This window comes from Mycobacterium paraense, assembly GCF_002101815.1.
Lineage (GTDB): Bacteria > Actinomycetota > Actinomycetes > Mycobacteriales > Mycobacteriaceae > Mycobacterium > Mycobacterium paraense.
Genome location: NZ_LQPM01000010.1, coordinates 337,555 through 355,164, shown reverse-complemented (window position 1 = coordinate 355,164; position 17,610 = coordinate 337,555). Strand labels below are relative to the sequence as shown.

The 17,610-nt window shown below is 70.4% G+C and carries 12 protein-coding genes and 1 riboswitch; of the genes, 4 read left to right on the top strand and 8 right to left on the bottom strand.

Features of this window, described 5'->3' with window-relative positions:
• Positions 1–51: 51 nt before the first annotated feature.
• The 8 genes from AWB89_RS10645 to AWB89_RS10610 form a co-directional block, all read right to left on the bottom strand.
• Positions 52–2,124, bottom strand: a complete 2,073-nt coding sequence (locus AWB89_RS10645) for a substrate-binding domain-containing protein (protein WP_085173406.1) — start codon at positions 2,122–2,124, stop codon at positions 52–54.
• 104 nt (positions 2,125–2,228) lie between these two features.
• Positions 2,229–4,418, bottom strand: a complete 2,190-nt coding sequence (locus AWB89_RS10640) for a malate synthase G (RefSeq protein ID WP_085173404.1) — start codon at positions 4,416–4,418, stop codon at positions 2,229–2,231.
• A gap of 292 nt (positions 4,419–4,710) precedes the next feature.
• Positions 4,711–5,754 (bottom strand): hemolysin family protein, encoded by a 1,044-nt coding sequence (locus tag AWB89_RS10635; protein WP_085173402.1) that lies wholly within the window; start codon positions 5,752–5,754, stop codon positions 4,711–4,713.
• A complete protein-coding gene (locus tag AWB89_RS10630) occupies positions 5,751–7,121 on the bottom strand; it encodes a hemolysin family protein (protein WP_085173400.1) in 1,371 nt (456 codons plus the stop codon). Before AWB89_RS10630 ends, AWB89_RS10635 begins: the two co-directional genes overlap by 4 nt.
• Positions 7,122–7,296: 175 nt before the next feature.
• Positions 7,297–8,745, bottom strand: coding sequence for a GuaB1 family IMP dehydrogenase-related protein (locus tag AWB89_RS10625; protein ID WP_085173398.1), 1,449 nt, complete (start codon positions 8,743–8,745; stop codon positions 7,297–7,299).
• A 47-nt stretch (positions 8,746–8,792) separates the two neighbouring features.
• Positions 8,793–10,250 carry an NADP-dependent phosphogluconate dehydrogenase gene (gene gndA / locus AWB89_RS10620; protein WP_085173396.1) on the bottom strand — a complete coding sequence of 486 codons (1,458 nt, stop codon included), beginning with the start codon at positions 10,248–10,250 and terminating at the stop codon, positions 8,793–8,795.
• A gap of 96 nt (positions 10,251–10,346) precedes the next feature.
• Entirely contained in the window at positions 10,347–11,297 is a 951-nt protein-coding gene (locus AWB89_RS10615) for a M56 family metallopeptidase (protein WP_085173394.1), read from the bottom strand.
• 14 nt (positions 11,298–11,311) lie between these two features.
• Positions 11,312–11,731, bottom strand: a complete 420-nt coding sequence (locus tag AWB89_RS10610; RefSeq protein WP_085100651.1) for a BlaI/MecI/CopY family transcriptional regulator — start codon at positions 11,729–11,731, stop codon at positions 11,312–11,314.
• 294 nt (positions 11,732–12,025) lie between these two features.
• Between AWB89_RS10610 and AWB89_RS10605 the strand changes: the two genes are divergently transcribed.
• The 4 genes from AWB89_RS10605 (at position 12,026) to AWB89_RS10590 (ending at position 17,491) form a co-directional block, all read left to right on the top strand.
• Positions 12,026–12,442, top strand: a complete 417-nt coding sequence (locus AWB89_RS10605) for a PaaI family thioesterase (RefSeq protein ID WP_085100647.1) — start codon at positions 12,026–12,028, stop codon at positions 12,440–12,442.
• 343 nt (positions 12,443–12,785) lie between these two features.
• Positions 12,786–12,853: riboswitch (guanidine-III (ykkC-III) riboswitch) on the top strand.
• Positions 12,854–12,973: 120 nt separating this feature from the next.
• Entirely contained in the window at positions 12,974–14,137 is a 1,164-nt protein-coding gene (locus AWB89_RS10600) for an agmatinase family protein (RefSeq protein ID WP_068231247.1), read from the top strand.
• A 592-nt stretch (positions 14,138–14,729) separates the two neighbouring features.
• Positions 14,730–16,085, top strand: a complete 1,356-nt coding sequence (locus AWB89_RS10595; protein WP_085173564.1) for a PPE family protein — start codon at positions 14,730–14,732, stop codon at positions 16,083–16,085.
• The gene (locus tag AWB89_RS10590) at positions 16,082–17,491 is read left to right on the top strand and encodes a PPE family protein (RefSeq protein ID WP_241520459.1); all 1,410 of its coding nucleotides are present in this window, start codon (positions 16,082–16,084) and stop codon (positions 17,489–17,491) included. The genes AWB89_RS10595 and AWB89_RS10590 overlap by 4 nt, the downstream gene beginning before the upstream one ends.
• Positions 17,492–17,610: the final 119 nt, after the last annotated feature.

Genomic DNA, 17,610 nt, shown 5'->3' with positions numbered 1-17,610 from the left:
AGGCTCCCTTCGGCGACGCCCACGATGCTATGCCGGAGGGGTGACAGCGCCTCAGCTCAAGAACGTGTTCAGGGCGGCGGCGAGGTCGGGGGAGGCCGAGGTCGTCAGGTTCTGGTAGCCGCCGCCGCTGAGCTGGGCGACGGCCTCCCACGTCGACCGGTCCGGGTCGCCGCCGAAGTCGATGACGTTGACCGCGATCGGTTTGGCCGGGTCGGCGCTCTTGCGGATGAAGTCCTGCAGGCCGGCACCGTCCAGCGTCTGGTCGGTGTGCGGGCCCGAGGTGATCACCAAGATCGAATTCGCCTGCCCGGCATGGTAATTGGCCTGCAGCTCCTGGTAGATCATGCGCAGGGTGGTGAACGACACCGCGCCGCCGGCCGAGGAATACTGCTTGTCCAGCGCCGCCGCCAGCGCCGCCGAGCGCGGCTGGCCACCGGCGGCACCGACGGGGTCACCCAGCGGTCCGCCGGGCACCTCCGAGCGACCCTCGTGGCCGTCGAAGGTCCACAACCCGACGCTGGCGCTCGGCGGCAACGACTTGATCTTGTCCCGCAGCGCCCCGATGACGTTGGCGAGCCGGGTCTTTCCGCCCTCGTCGGCGGGCATGGACTGGTCGAGCATGATGGTGGCGGCCAGTCCGCTCGACGGGGCGGACATGGCTTCGGCCAGCGTGGCGCGCATCGCGTCGTCACCCACCGACAGCGTGCCGGGCAGCGCCGGGAAACTGGTGACCTGGCTGCTCGGCGGCTTGACCCCGTTGACCCGGAAGCCGGCCTTGGCCAGCTTCGCGAGCTGCTCGGGCTTTTGCAGGAAGCGGGCGAACCCGCTGGCCGCGGACGTCTGCTCCTGCGTCAGCCACGACCCGCTGAGCAGCACCGCCGGAAAATCGGCGACGGGCGCGGGCCCCGGCGGCAGCCAGGTGGCCAGCGTTCCCTTGGCGTCGGGCAACGCCTGGCCGCGCGCGAACACCTGTTGCTCGGTGGTCACCACCGCGTGCACCGGCGCGGCCGCCGCATTGGTGGAACCCACCAGCGCGTTCATCGCCTCGGTCAGCGAGTTGTCGGACAGCTTGGGCTGTCCGCTCATCAACGCGCGGACGGCGCCGGTGCCCTGCGTCGGCGGCGCACCGGCGGGAACGGATGCGGCCGCGACGGCCTCGCCGGCCAACAGCGCGGCGTCGCCGTTGCCGTTGGTGGGCAGCGCCAGCCGCAGCGATCCCCAGGTCGGCAGGTTCAGGCCGGCCAGCGCGTTCGGATTGGTTTGCAGGCCGGGCAGCGCCGCCCAGTTCTGGTTGGCCAGGGCCTGCCCGAGCTCGGGCCGGACGGCCAGCATGACCGGCGACGTCACCAGCGAGTGGCTTTCGGTGATGGTCTTCTGGCCCGCGGCGGCGGCGAGCCGCGCGGCGGAAACGGAGCTGCCCGGGATCCACAACGCCGGCTGGCCGCCCAACTCGGCCGGCCACTTGCCGACGAACCCGTTCAGCACGGCGTCGGAGCCGGCCGGTTTGACGGTCAGCACCATGCAGTGATCGCCGACCGGCCCGGCCGTGGAGTTGTAGTTCTCGGCGAGCTGTTGCACGGGCTCGGAGATCGACGGGTCGGCGATGACGGCGACCGACTCCTTGCCGCCGACACAGCGCGCGGCGGCGCTGTGCGAGCGGTGCGACAACGCGTCGCCGAAGAAGCTCCACAGGATCACGGTGCCCACCACGACGACCACGGCGACGAGCGCGACGATCACCCCGATGCTGACCCCACGGCGCCCGCCGTCGCTGCGGTGGCCGCCGAGGCGCTCGCCGAGTCCCCGGTGCCCGCGCCCCGACGGTGACGACAGCGACGGCGCGGAGACCGGCGGCTCGGCGCCCGCCGGGCCCGGGCTGCGCGGCGGGAATTCGGGATACTCGTCGGCGGTGGGCGCGAACGTGTCGTCGGCGGGATAGGGGTGGTCGCCCTCGGCGGAAAAGCCCTCGTCGACGTAATCGTCTGCGCGCCAATAGGGGTCGTCGACCGCGGCATCGCGATGGTGGTGACCCGTGTCCTCGAACGCGTCCCGATCGTCGGCTACATATTCGTCAGCCGGGGCATCGACGGCGTCATCCGGGTCGGGCATGCTGTGCCTACCCATACCGGTACCCGCCGCCTTTCCGTCGACTCATCGCGTGAAACGTTGTGGACTCGGCCCAGATTGTAGTCATCGGCCGCGCTACTTACCGCATTGTCGAGCCGGTTTCACCCACCGGCGGCGCGGGCTTTGAACTCGCGCCGGCGCCGATGCAGGATCGGCTCGGTGTAGCCATTGGGCTGCTGCGTTCCGGACAGGATCAGCTCCTGGGCGGCCAGGAAGGCGACGCTGTCGTCGAAGTTGGGCGCCATCGGCAGATACTTCGAGTCACCGGCGTTCTGCTGATCGACCATCGGGGCCATCCGTTCCAGGCTGGCCCGGACGTCCTCGCTGGTGATCACCCCGTGCCGCAGCCAGTTGGCCAGCAGCTGGCTGGAGATCCGCAGCGTGGCGCGGTCCTCCATGAGCGCGACGTTGTGGATGTCGGGCACCTTGGAGGATCCGACGCCCTGGTCGATCCAGCGCACCACGTAGCCCAGGATGGACTGGCAGTTGTTGTCGACCTCCTCGCGGATCTCCTCGGAGGCCCAGGCCAGCTCCTTGGCCAGCGGAATCGTCAGCAGCTGATCGATGCTCGCCCGCTTCTTGCCGGCCAGCTCGTTCTGCACCTGGATGACGTCGACCTTGTGGTAGTGCATGGCGTGCAGGGTCGCCGCCGTCGGCGACGGCACCCAGGCGGTGCTGGCGCCCTGCTTCGGCTGGCCGATCTTCTGCTCGACCATGTCCGCCATCAGCTCGGTCATGGTCCACATGCCCTTGCCGATCTGCGCATGCCCGGCGAACCCGGCGGCCAGGCCGGTGTCGACGTTGTTGTCCTCGTAGCCCAGGATCCACGGCTGGGTCTTCATCGCGCCCTTGCGGACCATCGGACCGGCCTCCATCGAGGTGTGGATTTCGTCGCCGGTGCGGTCCAGGAATCCGGTGTTGATGAACACGATCCGGTCGGCTGCGGCCTTGATGCAGGCCTTCAGGTTGACCGTCGTGCGCCGCTCCTCGTCCATGACGCCGACCTTGAGCGTCGTCTGCGGCAGGCCGAGCACGTCCTCGACGCGGCTGAACAGCTCGGTCGTGTACGCCACCTCGTCGGGGCCGTGCATCTTGGGCTTGACGATGTAGATGGAGCCGGTGCGGCTGTTGACCAGCGGGCCGTTGGCGTCGCTGGCCTTCAGCCCGTGCACGGCGCACAGCCCGGTGAAGAGGGCGTCCTGGATGCCCTCGAAGATCTCGTTACCGTCGGCGTCGAGGATCGCGTCGTTGGTCATCAGGTGCCCGACGTTGCGGACGAACAGCAGCGCGCGCCCGGGCAGCACCAGCTCGCCGCCGTCGGGGGTGGTGTACTGGCGGTCCTGGTTGGGCACCCGGGTGAACGTCTTGCCGTCCTTGTCGACCTCGGCGGCCAGGTCGCCGCGCATCAGGCCAAGCCAGTTGCGGTAGGCGGCGGTCTTGTCGTCGGCGTCGACGGCGGCCACCGCGTCCTCGAAGTCGATGATCGTGGTGACCGCCGATTCCAGCACGACGTCCTTGATGCCGGCGCGGTCCGTCTTGCCGATGGGCGACTCGGGGTCGATCAGGATCTCGACGTGCAGGCCGTTGTTGATCAGCAACACCGACCAGTTGGGGGAGCCGAGCTCGCCGCTGTAGCCGACGAACTTCTCGGGGCTGGCCAGGCTGGTGGACTCATCGCCCAGGTCGATCTGCAGCCGGCCGTCGTCGATGCTCAGGCCGGTCGCGTCGGCCCACGAGCCCGACGCCAGCGGCACGGCCTCGTCGAGGAACTCGCGGGCATAGGCGATCACCTTGTCGCCGCGCACCTTGTTGTAGCCGGTGCCCTGCTCGGCGCCGTCGGTTTCCGGGATCACGTCCGTGCCGTAGAGCGCGTCGTACAGCGAGCCCCACCGGGCGTTGGCGGCGTTGAGCGCGAAGCGGGCGTTGGTCACCGGCACCACCAGCTGGGGCCCCGCCGTCGTGGTGATCTCGGGGTCGACGCCGGACGTGGTGATGCTGAAGTCGGCGGGCTCGGGCAGCAGGTAACCGATCTCGGTCAGGAACTCGCGGTAGGCCTCCGTGTCGATCGGCTCGATGACGCGCTGGCGGTGCCACTTGTCGATCTGTGCCTGCAGCTCATCGCGGCGGTTCAGCAGATCCTGGTTCTGCGGGGTGAGGTCGGCGACGACCTTGTCGACGCCCGCCCAGAAGCTGTCGGGGTCGATATCGGTGCCGGGCAGGGCCTCGTTGTTCACGAAGTCGTAGAGCACTTTGGCGACGCGCAGGTTCCCCACCGACACGCGATCAGTCATCTTTCTCCTCCATAGTGGGCTCCGTAATGGGGCCACGCGCGACCTCACCGGCCTCAACAGGTATTGACGTCAGCCTACCGACCGGCAGCCTGACGGCTGTCACCCGGCCGACCTACAACCGCAGGTCACACCGGGCTCCAGCCACAACGATGGCGCCGCGGCGGACCCTGAGGGTCGCTGCGGGCAACGCATGTTCCGCGGGCCGGGACCCTCTGCCTTCCAGCAGTTCCTTGACTGGTGGCCGTTGGAGATCATACGGCCTTTGTCGGGCCTGACTTGCCGCCCAGGCCGACTACGCGTCGCGCATGGCCCCGACGAGGTCCTCCACCAGATCTTCCATCGCCACCATCGCGACGACGGCCCCGCCGGCCCCGTCGGTCACCAACGCCAGGTGGCTGTTGCTGCGGCGCATCCGCGACAGCGCGTCGGCCAGCGGCAGCGACCGGGGGACGCGCGGCAGCGGTCGGACCAGCGCCAGGTCGATCACCGTCTGCGGGTCGTCCCCGAGCGTCAGCACGTCCTTGATGTGGACGTAGCCGATGAACTCCGCGTCGAGGTTCACGACCGGAAACCGGGAGTAGCCGGTTCGCGCCAGGGCGTGCTCGACCGCGCCCACGGTCGGCCCGGAACCCGCCGTGGCCACCGGCACCGCCTGGATCTCGGCCAGCGGCCGCGCGACCTGGCCGACCGTGCGGTGCCGCAGCTGCAGCGCCCGGGTCAGCCTGCCGTGCTCCTCGGCGTCCAGCAGGCCCTCGGACACCGATTCGGTGATCATCACCCTCAGCTCGGTGGTCGAAACGGCCAGGCTCAGTTGCGATTTGGGCTCGACACGCAGCGCGCGCAGCACCACGTTGGCGCACTTGTCGTAGAACGAGATGAACGGGCGCGCCGCGCGCACGTAGGCCAGATACGGCGGAACCAGCAGCATCGCGGCGCGCTCGGGGCCGGCCAGCGCGATGTTCTTCGGCACCATCTCGCCGAGCAGCACGTGCAGCGTCACCACGATCGCCAGCGCGATCACCAGCGACACGGTGTGCAGCAGCGCCGGTGGCATACCCGTCAGCCCGAAGGCGCCGCGCAGCAGGTCCGCGACCGCGGCCTCCCCGATCCGGCCCAGCAGCAGCGAGGCGACAGTCACCCCGAGCTGCACTCCGGCCAGCATCGAGGGCAGGTTCTGGCCGGCGCGGATCACCGTGACCGCGCGGGCCTTGCCCTGCTCGGCCAACGCTTCGAGGCGGTCGCGTCGCGCGGAGATCAGGGCGAACTCGGCCCCGACGAAGAACGCGTTCGCCCCGATCAGCAGGATCGCCAGCAGCACTCCCAGCGCGTCGTTCATCGGGGCGCCTGCCCCGCGGCGGTTTCGGCCCGGCTGTCCTGCTCCTGCAGCTCGAGCACGTCGATGCGGCGACCGTCCATCCGAACCACCGTCGCCCGCCAGCGCATCGACGAATCCAACAGGCCGTCGGCGTCCAGCGCGGTGAGCTCCACGGTCTCGCCGGCCACCGGGATGTGGCCGATCTCCCGCAACACCAGGCCGCCGATCGTCTCGTAGGGGCCTTCGGGCGCGCGGAACCCGGTGGCGGCGGCGACCTCGTCGATGCGCAGCAGCCCGTTCACCCGCCAGCCGGTGCCGGCCGCGACGACGTCGGGGGTGGCGTCGTCGTGCTCGTCGCGGACGTCGCCGACGATCTCCTCGATCAGGTCCTCGACGGTCACCATGCCGGCCGTGCCGCCGTATTCGTCGACGACCATCGCCGTTTGCAGGGGGTTGGCGCGGATCTCGGCCATCACCGCATCGCCGTCCAGGGTCGACGGCACCACGGGGACGTGCTGCGCGAGCGTGGTCAGCATGGTTTTCGGGCGGTCGGCCGGCGCGATGGCGAACACCTGCTTGACGTGCACGATGCCGACGGTCTCGTCGAGGTCGCCGTCGACGATCGGAAACCGGGAGAAGCCGGATTCGGCGGCCGCGGTGACCAGGTCGGCGACGGTGTCGTCGGTTTGCAGCGCGACGATCTTCGACCTCGGCGTCATCAGCTCCTCGGCCGTCAGTTCGCCGAACTCCAGCGATCGCCGCAGTAGCACGGCGGTGGCCGCGTCCATGGTGCCGCTGCGGGCCGAGGTGCGCACCAGCGACGCCAGCTCCTGCGCCGACCGCGCCGAGCGCAGCTCCTCGGCGGGCTCGATGCCCAGCTCGCGGACGATCCAGTTGGCCACGCCGTTCGTCAGCCGAATGGCGGGGGTGAACAGCAGCGAGAACAGCAGTTGAAAGCCCGCGACGGCGCGGGCGCTCGACAGCGGCCGCGCGACGGCCAGGTATTTGGGAACCAGCTCACCGAACACCATCGACACCGACGTCACCACCACCAGCGCCAGGAACGCGATGATCCCCTCGGCCACCCGGTCCGGGACGCCGATCGAGCTCAACGCCGGATGCGGCAGGTCGGCCACCAGCGGCTCGGTCAGATACCCCGTCGCCAGCGTGGCGGTGGAGATGCCGAGCTGGGCGCCCGACAGCTGAAAAGACAACCGGCGCTGGGCGCGCTGGATGAAGCGGTCGCGGCGGCCACCGGCGCGCGCGTTGGCGTCCACCACGCTTCGGTCCAGCGCGGTCAGCGAGAACTCGGCCGCGACGAAGACCCCGTTAGCGAAGATGAGCAGCGCGATGGCCAGCAGGCTGACCGCGGTGAGGGCGACGTTCACGACCGCTTCCTGCGGAAGGCCCGGGTCGGTGGCGGGGCCTCGACGCGTGCCTGCGGCACGTCATCCCTTTCCTTCGATGCGGCGCAGCACTTTGCTGCCAGCCGAAAACTCACGTGAATTCACATGGTAGCCAAGACGTCCAGCGGGCAGCACGACCGTCGGCGGCTTAGCGCGCTCACCAGCCCAGCGGCAGCGGATGGCCCTCGGCGAATCCCGCCGCCGATTGCACACCGACGACGGCGCGCTCGTGCAGCTCGGCCAGGGTGGAGGCGCCCACGTAGGTGCAGGTGCTGCGCACCCCGGAGGTGATGTGGTCGATCAGGTCCTCGACGCCGCCGCGGTCGGGATCCAGCCCCATCCGCGCCGTCGAGATGCCCTCCTCGAACAGCGCCTTGCGGGCGCGATCGAACGCGGTCTCGTCGCCGGTGCGCGCGACCACCGCCCGCTTGGACGCCATCCCGTAGCTCTCCTTGTAGGGCCGGTCGTCGCGGTCGCGCATCAGGTCTCCGGGCGACTCGTACGTCCCGGCGAACCACGACCCGATCATCACGTTCGACGCCCCGGCCGCCAGCGCCAGCGCCACGTCGCGCGGATGGCGGATGCCGCCGTCGGCCCACACGTGCCCGCCGAGCGCCCTTGCGGCCGAAGCGCATTCGAGCACAGCGGAGAACTGGGGGCGGCCCACGCCGGTCATCATCCGGGTGGTGCACATCGCGCCCGGCCCGACGCCGACCTTGACGATGCTGGCCCCGGCGTCCAGCAGATCCCGGGTGCCCTCCGCCGACACCACGTTGCCCGCCGCCAGCGGCAAACCGAGGCCCAAGTCGGCGAGCACCTCCGCCACCACCTTGATCGCGTCGAGGGTCTTGAGCTGATGCCCGTGCGCGGTGTCGATGACGAGCACGTCGACGCCGGCCTCGGCCAGCGACCGGGCCTTGGCGCCCACGTCGCCGCTGATGCCGACGGCGGCGCCAACCCGCAGCCGCCCGCGGGCGTCGGTGGCCGGGGTGTACAGGCCCGCGCGGATCGCGCCGGTGCGAGTCAGCACCCCGGCCAGCGTGCCGTCCGCGTGGGTCACCACCGCGACGCCGATCGGCGAGTGCTCGAGCAGGTCGAAGATCTTGCGGGGTTCGGTGCCCACCGGGGCGGTGACGAAGTCGGTCGCGACGACGTCGCGCACCCGGGTGAACCGGTCCACGCCCAGGCAGGAGGATTCGCTGACCACGCCGATGGGACGGCCCTCGAACAACACCACGGCCACGCCGTGCGCGCGCTTGTGGATCAGCGCCATCGCGTCGGACACCGAGTCGTCGGGCTCCAGCACCACCGGGGTGTCGAGAACCAGGTCGCGGCTCTTGACGAACTGCACGGTCTGCTGGACAGCGGTGATCGGCAGGTCCTGGGGCAGGATCACGATGCCGCCCCGCCGCGACACGGTCTCGGCCATCCGCCGGCCGGCCACCGCGGTCATGTTGGCGACCACCACGGGAATGGTGGTGCCGGAGCCGTCGGCGCTGGACAGGTCGACGTCGAAGCGCGACGCCACCTCGGACCGGTTCGGCACGATGAACACGTCGTTGTAGGTCAGGTCGTAGCCCGGCCGGTGCCCGTCCAAGAACCTCATGTCAGTCGACTTGCCCCCTTTTGCGCCCCTCTACACGCGAGCGGCCGCTAGGCGGGCACTTCGCTGCGGTCGCCGCTCCACAGCGTATGGAAGCGCTTGTCGGGGTCGTCGTCGATGCGGCCGTAGGTGTGCGCGCCGAAGAAGTCGCGCAGCCCCTGGGTGAGGGCGGCGGGCAGCCGCTCGGTGCGCAGCGCGTCGTAGTAGGACAGCGCCGAGGAGAAGCCGGGGATCGGGATGCCCAGCTGGGTGGCGGTCACCACGACGCGGCGCCAGCCGTCGATCGCGGCCTCGATCGCGCTGCGGAAGTACGGCGCGACGATCAGCGTGGCCAGGTCGGGGTCCTCGTCGTACGCCTCCTTGATCCGGTTGAGGAACTTCGCCCGGATGATGCAGCCGCCGCGCCAGATGGTGGCCAGGTCGCCGGGGGTGATGCCCCAGTCGTACTCGGCGCTGCCGGCCTGAATCTGGTTGAAGCCCTGGGCGTAGGCGATGATCTTCGACGCGTAGAGGGCCTGCCGGACGTCCTCCACGAATTGTTTTGCGTCGCTGGGCTTTTCGCCCAGCTGGCCGGAGGCCAGCCCGGTGGTGGCCTTGCGCTGGGTCACCGAACCGGACAGGGCGCGGGCGAACACGGCCTCGGCGATGCCGGTCACCGGCACACCGAGGTCGAGGGCCGACTTCACCGTCCAGCGGCCGGTGCCTTTCTGCTCGGCCTCGTCGAGGATGACGTCGACGAGCGGCTTGCCGGTCTTCCCGTCCTTCTGGCGCAGCACCTGGGCGGTGATCTCGACCAGGAAGCTGTCCAGGTCGCCCTTGTTCCACTCGTCGAACACGTCGGCAATCTCGTCCGCGGTCTTGCCGAGCCCGTCGCGCAGCAGCTGGTAGGCCTCGCCGATCAGCTGCATGTCGGAGTACTCGATGCCGTTGTGCACCATCTTCACGAAGTGCCCGGCGCCGTCGGGCCCGATGTGCGTGCAGCACGGCACCCCGTCGACGTGCGCGGAGATCTCCTCGAGCAGCGGGCCCAGCGACTTGTACGACTCGGCGGGTCCGCCCGGCATGATCGACGGCCCGTTGAGCGCGCCCTCCTCGCCGCCGGAGATGCCGGCGCCGACGAAGTGCAGGCCGCGCTCGCGCATCGCCTTCTCGCGCCGGATGGTGTCGGTGTAGAGGGCGTTGCCGCCGTCGATGATGATGTCGCCTTCCTCCATGGCGTCGGCGAGCTCGTTGATGACGGCGTCGGTGGGATCGCCGGCCTTGACCATGATCAGCACCCGCCGCGGCTTCTCCAGCGCGTCGAGAAACTCCGCGATGGACTCCGCGCGCACGAAGTTGCCCTCGTCGCCGTGTTCTTTGAGCAGCGCGTCGGTCTTGGCGACGGAGCGGTTGTGCAGCGCGACCGTGTAGCCGTGGTGGGCGAAATTCCGGGCGATGTTCGAACCCATGACCGCGAGGCCGGTGACGCCGATCTGTGCGGTAGCGGTTTTCGCATCCGACGAACTCATGGCTGCCCTCTCAGTTGGGGAGACTTACCGAATATCCTTCGGTCACACTGTGTCACAGCAGGCCCGCGTCCGCCCGGGGTGATCGGCGCCCGGGCGTCAGAGGTTGAACAGCCGGCGCAGCTCGGTGAGCCACGGGACGACCAAAGCGACGGTGGGCACCACCATGATGGCCGCGGCGGTCAGGTAGGCGGCCGCCGAGAGCTTCAGGCTGTTGCCGCGCCCGGACAGCCGGCGCACCCGCACCACGGTGCTGGGGCCGCCGACGGCCAGCGCGCCCGAGGGCGCCCGTCCCGACGCGCAGGCCACCAGCGCGCGGGCCAGGGGAGTGCGACCGGTCGCGCGCACCGCCGCGTCGTCGGCCAGCAGTTCGACGAGCAGTTGCACCGCGCGCAGCGCGTTGGTGCTGCGCACGAGCCGCGGGAACGCGGCGTGCACGGCGGTGAACGCTTCCAGCACCAAGTCGTGCCGGGCCCGCAGGTGGGCCCGCTCGTGGGTGAGGATGGCCGCGACTTCGTCATCGGCGAGCGCGGACAGCGCTCCTTCGCTGAGCACGACCCGGCTCCGGACGCCGGGCAGGCAGTAGGCCAGCGGCTGCCGGACATCCAGGATGCGAAGGTCGCGCGTGCGCGCACAGGGCTGCGCGGTGGCCGCGTCGTGCCCGACCCCGACCAGATCGACGACCATGCGGTGGTGGGCCCGGCGGCGCCGGTTGGCGATGGCCACCCGCAGGACGGCGGCCATCAGCCTTGCGCCGACCACGACGGTCAGCGCGAAGACGGCGATGTAAGCCGCCCAGAGCGGCCAGCCGAGGCGGTCGGCGGAACCGAGGATGCTGGCCGTGGGCCGCCCGTCGGGGCCGGGCACCAGCAACCGGCTGGCGATCGCGATCCCCGCGCTGAACGCCGACAGGACGGCGGCCAGGGCGACGGCCTGCCACAGCACCATCGCGGCGCGGGGCGCGCGCAACGGCCAGCTCGCTCGTGCCAAGAGGGCCGGCGCCGGGCCGACCAACAGCACCGCGAGGAGGGTGAAGGCCAGCGCTGACACGCTGCTAGTCTCCCTCAGTCCTCCGCCGCCGCGCCAGCCGACGGCGTGTTGTTGCGTTGATTGGCTTCCAGATCGGCGAGCGCGCGCCGCAGCGCCTCGGCCTCGTCGGCGCCCACCCGCTCGACGAAGTGCACCAGCGCCGCCTGCCGGTCCCCGGAGTCCTCGGCCTGCGCCAGCGCGTCGACCATCAGCCCGGCGACCAGCTCGTCGCGGCCGTGCACCGGCGCGTAGCGGTGGGCGCGGTCGTCCCGGATCTGGGAGACCAGGTTCTTCTTGGCCAGCCGCTGCAGGACGGTCATGATCGTCGTGTACGCGAGGTCACGTTGCGCCGACAAGGCTTCGTGGACTTGGCGGACGGTTTGGGGTTCGGCCGTGGACCACAAATGGTCCATCACGGCGCGTTCCAGATCCCCCAGCCGGGTCAGCTTGGCCATAGTGCGTTCATCTCCTGAGCGTCGGAACAAGCGTACTCCGCTTACTACTGACGGTCGTACCAACACGATTCCGATACGACTTGTTTCGGTCAAACGATACCTTGCGAAATTAGGGCAGCCTTGCCTATGCTGATGTCGGTCGAGCGACAATGACCGCGGCAGAGTCCTGAGGGCTGCAGTGACCCCCGGTCTACTCGATCGGCGAGCCCCGCGCCCAGCGCGGGGCTCGCCCGTTTTTGCGGGCAGGCATTCCGCCCCGGCGGCGCCGGGTCGCCCATGGTGTAGACACATAACGTGCCACCGCCGCCCGACCCGACGTTGCCGCCGAACTTCACCGCGCCGTTCGACACGGAGTTGGGGCTGCGGTTCACCGAGCTGGGCCCCGACGGCGCCCGCGCGCAGCTCGAGGTCACCCCCAAACTGCTGCAGCCGATGGGTCTGGTGCACGGCGGCGTCTACTGCTCGATGATCGAGAGCATGGCCAGCGTGTCCGCCTACACCTGGCTCAACGCGAAGGGCGACGGCGGCAACGTCGTGGGCGTCAACAACAACACGGACTTTTTGCGCTCGATCGGATCCGGGACGGTGTACGGCAGCGCCGAACCGATTCACCGCGGCCGGCGTCAGCAGCTGTGGCTCGTCACGATCACCGACGACAACGATCGGGTGGTGGCCCGCGGCCAGGTGCGCCTGCAGAACCTCGAGGCTTAATTCCCAGCAAGTTCTCAGCCGTTGGGCAGTCGTTACGGAGGCTTGCTGCGGCGCGGCGTCGACCACCCGAAAACGCCTGTTCCGCAAGGAAATCCCCGGCCCCCGGATCATGTCCCCGGCGGGGCGTGCGTTCGTCGCGTCGGGCCGGGGCCTCGCGAATGCGCCGACCTTCCGGACGGACGCGGCCGTCGCCCTCTCGACGATATCCGTTGCCTCGCAACAGCTTTGGAGAACGGCCGCGAAGCCCCGGGCGGAGGGGCCGTGGTGATCGGGCGGCCCCGATCGCCGCGCGCGACACGACCGCGACCGAAAGTTGCGGTCGCCGAACGAGGCGGTACCTTCAATAGCGGCGCGCCGCAGGGGCCGCCCGGACGAGTTCGCCGTACCCGGAAAGCGACAAGACGGCGACCGCGGGATGATGCCTGGCGCGCCGAGTCATTTCCACGATGGCTCCCGTATTCGCCGTCCGCTTAGACTCCGGTCGCCGGGGCATCCTCCGCCGTGAATTCATTCGCGACGAGAGGAAATTCGATGTTCAATCCGTTCGCCGGACAAGCTGACATCCCCAACCGGGAAGGCAGCTGGGCGCAGCAGGCCGAGGCGGAGTTGTCCACCCGCCGGCATCGCGAAGAGATCGAGCGCTGCCTGGCCCATGGCCTCGAAGCGGCCCCCACGATCAACGACCGAACGCTGTCGACCTTTGCGCGCGGCGAGCTGCCGCACTTCGCCGGCGAGCGCGGGACATTCCTGAAGTGCCCGTTCCTCGAAGACGTGAACGACGTGGGCGACGCCGAAGTGGCCGTCTTCGGTGCGCCGCTGGACGCCGGGACCACCTACCGGCCCGGCACTCGGTTCGGGCCGATGGGAATCCGCCGCTCCACCAACCTGTTCGGCACCTACTGCTACGAGCTCGGGGTGGACCTGCGCGAACAACTCAACATCGTCGACATCGGCGACGTGCTCACCATTCCCGCCAACATCGAGAAGTCGTTCGACCAGATCAGCACGGCCATGTCGCACGTGGTTTCCAAGGGCGTGTTCCCGGTGATCCTGGGCGGCGACCACTCGATCGGGTTCCCGACGGTGCGCGGCCTGGCCCCGCACATGGACGGCAACGTCGGCATCATCCACTTCGACCGCCACGTCGACACCCAGGAAACCGATCTCGACGAGCGCATGCACACCACGCCGTGGTTCCACGCCACCAACATCAAGAACGCGCCGGCCACCAACCTGGTCCAGATCGGCATCGGCGGCTGGCAGGCCCCGCGCGCCGGCGTGCAGGTGGGCCGGCAGCGCGGCAGCACCGTCATCACGGTGGGCGACGTGGAGCGCGTCGGGATCGAAAAGATCGCGGAGATCGCGCTCGAAACCGCGTGGAAGGACGCCAAGGCGGTTTATCTGTCGTTCGACATCGACGTCATCGACGCCGGCTTCGTGCCCGGCACCGGCTGGCCCGAACCCGGTGGCCTGTTGCCGCGCGAGGCGCTGAACCTGATCCGGATGATCTCCGAGCCCGGGCTCAACGGCATCGAGGTGGTGGAGTGCTCACCGCCCTACGACTGGGCCGAGCAGACCGCGCTGATGAGCAGCCGGGTCATCCTGGACAGCCTGGCGGTCATGGTGCGGGCGGGAAAGCTCGGCAAGAAACCCGCCGCCATGAAGCGCCACGCGTGGGGGCCGTTCAACGACTAAGTCGGGGCCCTGAAAGCCCGCCGCCCGGATGGCGACTGCCGCTTGCTGAAGCTGACAACGGCAAAGCCATCCGGGCCGCAGGCCCTGCTCCGGCACCGCCGATCGGGCGGGCGTGACGGCGCGCGGTGCGGGCCGGCCCGGCGGCCGGAGGTCCGCGGCGCGGGAACCGGATCCGCCGGCACCTTGAATCAAGGTAAGTCGCTGTCACACAGCCGTTTCGACGCCGCGCCGGGCCGCACTGCGCCGGCTGCTCCCGATCGAACCGATGAGGGTCGAGCCTCGCCCGTGTGACGGTGGCGGCGGTGGAACCGTCGGCGGCCGGCGAGAGTTCAAGACAGGTGTACAGCTAATTCCCAGTGATTAGCCAGCATGGTTACAGCGAGCTGCGTCACCATGTATTAATTGTGCGGCGATCTGGACGCCGGTATGGCGAAGTGAACATCGGTGCGGCCTTGTGCACGTCGCGGCAAACACCATATCGCGCGCATCGCGTGGCGTTCAAAAGCGAGCGTCCAACCATCGCTCGCGCGGGCCTTGCGGCGGGGAACGCAAGCGCCTGCGCCGGGTGGGCCTACCAGGGGGACTTGTGACGCTGGACTTTGCGGCATTGCCGCCGGAGGTCAACTCCGGCCGCATGTACGCCGGCCCGGGCTCGGGGCCGATGGTCGCCGCCGCGGCGGCGTGGGACGGGTTGGCCGCGGAACTGAACATCGCGGCGAGTTCGTATCGCTCGGCGGTGGCCGAACTCACGGGCGGTCCGTGGATCGGTCCGTCGTCGACCACGATGCTCGCGGCGGCGACGCCGTACCTGTCCTGGATGAGCACGACCGCCGCGCAGGCCGAGCAGACCGCCGGTCAGCTCAAGGCGGCGATCGCGGCATACGAGACCGCATTCCTGGCGACCGTGCCGCCGCCGGTCATCGAGGTGAACCGGGCCCTGTTGGCGGCGCTGGTGGCCACCAACTTCCTCGGGCAGAACACCCCGGCGATCATGGCCACCGAGGCGCAGTACGCCGAGATGTGGGCCCAGGACGCCGCGGCGATGTACGGCTACGCGGGCGCGTCGGCGGCGGCGACGAAGCTGCTCCCGTTCGGCGTGCCGCCGCAGACCACCAACCAGGGCGGCACGGCCACCCAGGCCGCCGCGGTCAGCCAGGCCGCTGCGTCCGCGGCGGGGCCCAGCGCGCAGTCCGGCCTGGCGCAGGTGATGAACCTGGTCCCGGCGGCGCTGCAGGTCCTGGGATCCGGCGGATCCCTCGACCCGATCTCGTTCGCGGAGGCCGTCCTCGGCACCACGACGGGCCAGGCGCTCAACACCTTCACCACGGATGCGGGCAACTGGGCCCTGGTCATCAGCGGGCCGTTGTTCACGGCTTCCGGCATCACGCCGCTGCTGGGCGGCCTGTACGGGCTCGCGCTGCCGCAGGCCGCCGCGGTGGCCGGCGACGTGGCGCCCGACGCGGGCCTCGGGGCGCTGGCGGGTTCGGTCAACCCGGGGGCCGGCGGAGCCGTTTCGGCGGCCGCGGGCGGGGCGGCCTCGATCGGCAAACTGTCGGTGCCCGAGTCGTGGGCTTCGGCGGCGGGGATCCGGCTGGCCGGCAGCGCGTCGCCCTTGCCCGCCGCCGAGCTGGGTGGCGTGCCGCAGGCCGAACCGGGGGGCTTCGTCGGCGGCATCCCGCCGATCGGCAGCCTGGTCAACACGCCCCGCGGCGAACAGAGCCGGGCACGATCCGGGCCCGGCCAGAAGGTCATTCCCACGATGCCCGGCGAGCAGGGCGCCGACGAAGCGGCCGGCCGCAGCGCGCCGGCGCAACCGGCTCGCCAGCACGTCGCGAGCGCGCTGAGCGACCGTGAGCGCGAAGAGCTGAGCAAGCTGCGCAAGGAGATCTCCGAAGCCGCGATGGAGCGCGATGCGGCAGCCCGCCTGATCAAGGAGGCGATGCTGTGATCGGCGTGGACTTCGCGGGGCTGCCGCCGGAGGTCAACTCCGCCCGGATGTACGCGGGGCCGGGGCCGGAATCCCTGACGGCGGCCGCGGCGGCCTGGGAGGCGTTGGCGTCGGAGTTGGGTTCGACGGCCAGTTCGTACCGGGCGGTGGTGTCCGGGCTCACCAGCGGTCCATGGGTGGGTCCGTCGTCGGGAACCATGGCCGCGGCGGTGACGCCGTATCTGTCATGGATGACCGCGACCGCGGCGCAGGCGGCGCAGACCGCCGGCCAGCTCGGGTCGGCGGTCGCCGCCTACGAGTCCGCGTTCGCGGCCACGGTGCCCCCGGTGGAGATCGAGGTGAACCGGGCGATGTTGGCATCGCTGGTGGCCACCAACACGTTTGGTCAGAACACTCCGGCGATCGCGGCCACCGAGGCGCAATACGCCGAGATGTGGGCGCAGGACGCCGCCGCGATGTACGGCTACGCCGCGGCGTCGGCGGTGGCGACGAGGTTGACGGCGTTCGGCACACCGCCGCCGACCACCAACGAGGCCGGGACGGCGAGTCAGGGCCCCGCGGTCAGCAACGCCGCCGCCACCGCGACCGGTTCGAGCACCCAATCGGCGCTCGCGAACGTGCCGAACCTGCTGCAGGGCATGTCGACACCGGCGGCATCGGCACCCGCGGGCAACCCGATCATCGACTACCTGAACGGGCCGAACCCGATCCTGGACGTGCTGAACAGCTATCCGCTGCAGACCTTCCACACGCTGAGCGCCGGGACCGTCGGATACCAGATCCTCTCCGAGGGGCTGAACTTCGACGCTTCCGGCGCCATGCTGACCCTCGCGCCGCCGGTGGCCGCGGCCTGGAATCCGTTGGTGAACTCGCTGTCTGCGCCGGCGGCCGCCGCCCCGGCGGCCGGTGCCGCGGCCGGCGCCGGGCTCGCCTCCAACGTGGCGGGCCCCTCTGGCGCGGGCGCCTCGGCCGGCCTCGGCGAGGCGGCGACGGTGGGCAACCTGTCGGTGCCGCCGTCGTGGGGCAGCTCCCCGGCGATCCGGCTGGCGGCGACGGCATTGCCGGCCACCGCCCTGGACGGCTCGCCGCTGGCCGGGCTGGCCGCGCCGGGCACCTTCTACGGCGGCATGCCCCCGATGGGCCCGGTCGCCAGCGTCGTCAACGCGCCGCGCGGCGACGGGCCACGGGCCCGGTCGCGCCACAAGGTGGTCGCGGCGCTGCCCGGAGAGCAGGACGATCCGGCGGCCCCGTGGGTCAAGCCGGGCGCGCCCGCCGACGGTGACGTCGCGGTCAGCGAGCGGGAGGAACTCAACCAGCTCCGCAAGGCGGTCGCCGACGTGACCAGGCAGCGCGATGTGCTCAAGCGCACGGCCGCGACGCTGATTAAGGAGGGCACGCAGAAGTAGTCGCGAAAACCGGATTCGTACAACAGGTTTCGATGATTGGGGTCGGTTCAATTGGATACCACAGAGTTCGCTGGGTCTGAGCAGAGGCAAGAGGGTGATTCGGCCGTCGGCGTGAAAGC